4 protein-coding genes are annotated in these 2403 nt (G+C 70.7%); 1 reads left to right on the plus strand and 3 read right to left on the minus strand.

The window, feature by feature from the left end; translation table 11 throughout:
- Positions 1–265 (minus strand): L-seryl-tRNA(Sec) selenium transferase (locus tag M3N57_09465; GenBank protein ID MDP9022901.1); only part of this gene is annotated, 265 nt, incomplete at its 3' end.
- 23 nt (positions 266–288) lie between these two features.
- Entirely contained in the window at positions 289–834 is a 546-nt protein-coding gene (locus tag M3N57_09470) for a hypothetical protein (GenBank protein MDP9022902.1), read from the minus strand.
- Positions 835–1001: 167 nt separating this feature from the next.
- Here M3N57_09470 and M3N57_09475 point away from each other — a divergent pair, with 167 nt between their 5' ends.
- Positions 1002–1409, plus strand: a complete 408-nt coding sequence (locus tag M3N57_09475; protein ID MDP9022903.1) for a response regulator transcription factor — start codon at positions 1002–1004, stop codon at positions 1407–1409.
- A gap of 8 nt (positions 1410–1417) precedes the next feature.
- Here M3N57_09475 and M3N57_09480 read toward each other — a convergent pair whose 3' ends face one another.
- Positions 1418–2293: an isocitrate lyase/PEP mutase family protein gene (locus M3N57_09480; GenBank protein ID MDP9022904.1), complete on the minus strand. Its 876-nt coding sequence runs from the start codon at positions 2291–2293 to the stop codon at positions 1418–1420.
- Positions 2294–2403: the final 110 nt, after the last annotated feature.

Here is a 2403-nt window from a genome sequence, read left to right on the forward strand (position 1 = left end):
GGTTGGTGTGCAGCACCACTCCGGTGGCGTTGAGCACACGGCGGATCCGTCCCGCCCGTCGGGCGGCCAGGTCCTGCGCCGCGGCGGTGCTCACCTCATCGACACCCGGCACCTGTCCGCCCCGCCGTGCCCGTTCACGTGCCTGGTCAACGGACCGGCGGACCGCGTCCGCGAACGGCCGGCGCCCGTAGGTATCGACGAACGATGCCGCAGCCGGATCGCGGAGGACCGCATCGACCTGGGGGAGCCGCGAGAGGTCGGTCATCGCTGCTGCGGTCCGGGTCCCACTCAGCTGCTCCTGACCCGACCGATGGTGCCGGAGCGGGAGCCGGGCGCGGGTCCCCGGTCGGTGCCCTCCGCTGCGATCCGAGCCAACCACTGGTCGAGTTCGGGCAACGAGCCACCCACACGAGGGTCGGTAGGTTGCAGGATCGAGAAGTACCGCTCGAGCTCGTGATCGAGGACCCGGCGACGTTCGTCGGTGAGCCACGGGCCGAGCAGCCGCGCTGCCACGTCCAAGGCGTCCATCCGCAGCAGCCGGGGCATGTCGCCGGCGTGGCCGGGGTCCAGGCCGGGCACGGGCGCGGCCACCACACGCCGCAGCCGCTCGCACTGGTGTGCCTCGAGATCCCCGATCCGCAGGAAGCGCAGCAGCCCCAGCAGCACCTGACGGATCCCTTCACGGATCTGCTCACGTTGCTCCTCCGACCACAGCCCTGCCTGCGGGGCCTGCTCAGCGAGACCCTCGACCAGGTCGTCGAGGAGTCCCGTGAGGTGTCGGTTCAGCGCGGGGGCGAGTTCGGCCGCGACCGCCCGGTAACGCCGCTCATCCACGATCGACCTCGCCACAACCGATGGTCACGGAGCGACCGCCCGTCCTCGCTGGGCGATCGCAGGAACGGTACAGCGACGCAGCGCACTTTTCGTGCCGGATCAGCTGACGACGGACCCTGCATCGGGCATCATCCGCCACGGTCGATCACAGGAGCAACGTGCGCGCGATGGGTCCCGGCCGGTCGGCAACCTCCACGGTGTTCCGCACGGTCCTCGCCGACGACGTGGCCGACCTACGGCTGCTGTACCGGGTCACGCTCGAGCGCAGCGGCCGGTTCGCGGTCGTCGCCGAAGCCGTTGACGGTGCCGAAGCGGTGGCTCACGCGACCACGCACCAGCCCGACCTCGTCGTCCTGGACGTCGCGATGCCCAACGTGGATGGGATCACGGCGCTGCCCGGGATCGTGTCGGCGTCGCCGCACACGAAGGTCGTCATGCTCTCGGCCTTCGAGCGGCGACGCCTCAACGACGCCGCCACGGCCGGTGGAGCCAGCCGCTACCTCGAGAAGGGGATCACCCCAGCGCGGCTCGTCGAGGAACTCCTCGCGGTGATGGAGGAGCGGGTCAGCTCCTGACGGTCACGTCAGGCGTACCGCTTCTCGAGGCTGCGGTGCCCCTCCAGGTCGACCACCGCGCCGAAATCGTCGAAGGGGACCAGCAGTTCCAGGTCGTCGCGGAGCGTGCCCTTGTCGCGGAGCGCGCCGAAGACCTCACGCACGGCACGGGTGACCGCCAGCAGAGCGCTGAGCGGAGTCACGATCAGGTCGTAGCCCAGGTCGTGCAGCTCAGCGGCGGTCAGCAGCGGGGTGCGGCCACCCTCGATCATGTTGGCGACCCGCACGACGCCCTCGACCTCCTTGGCGACACGCTCGAGCTCGTCGACCCCCTCGGGGGCCTCAACGAAGATCGCGTCGACGCCGAGGTCGCGCGCCGCTTTCGCGCGGGCGATCGCATCGTCCAACGACACCGCGGCCCGAGCGTCGGTCCTGGCAACCAGGAACAGGTCCACGCCCTCATCGCGCAGATCGAGGACGGCCCGCAGTTTGGCCAGCCACTCGCCCCGTTCGATGACGCGCTTCCCCGCGAAGTGCCCGCACTTCTTGGGCCACTCCTGGTCTTCGAGGAACAGCCCACTGGCCCCCGCCCGGTGCAGCAGCCGGGCGGTGCGCACGGCGTTGAGTGGGTTGCCGTACCCGGTGTCGGCATCGACGATCACCGGCCGGGCGGTGTTGGTGCACACGCTCCTGGCAGCCTCGACGATCTCGGTCTGGGTGAGGTAGCCGTAGTCGGGCATCCCCAGTTGGGAGGCCGACACCGAGTACCCGGAGACGAACAGCACCTCGAACCCGGCCTCGTCAGCCAGCCGGGCCGTCAGCGCGTCGTACACCCCGGGCATGTTGACCGTCGTCCCGCCCGTGAGCAGCTCGCGGATCGTCGCCGCACCGGTGCCTGCCATCATCGTCTCGACCTCCGGTCGCCGAGGGGTGTCCCCCGACGCTCCTCGACGATACGCGCGTCGGTCGGCGATGCGCGCGTCGGTCGACGATGCGTCAGGGCGCCCGGACCGGC

The sequence above is a fragment of the Actinomycetota bacterium genome, from assembly GCA_030776725.1.
GTDB lineage: Bacteria > Actinomycetota > Nitriliruptoria > Nitriliruptorales > JAHWKO01 > JAHWKW01.

What these genes read in the sequence shown, in the direction of transcription:
- M3N57_09480 (MDP9022904.1), bottom strand. Translation starts at nt 2,293, where the DNA reads ATGATGGCAGGCACCGGTGCGGCGACGATCCGCGAGCTGCTCACGGGC.
- M3N57_09475 (MDP9022903.1), top strand. Translation starts at nt 1,002, where the DNA reads ATGGGTCCCGGCCGGTCGGCAACCTCCACGGTGTTCCGCACGGTCCTC.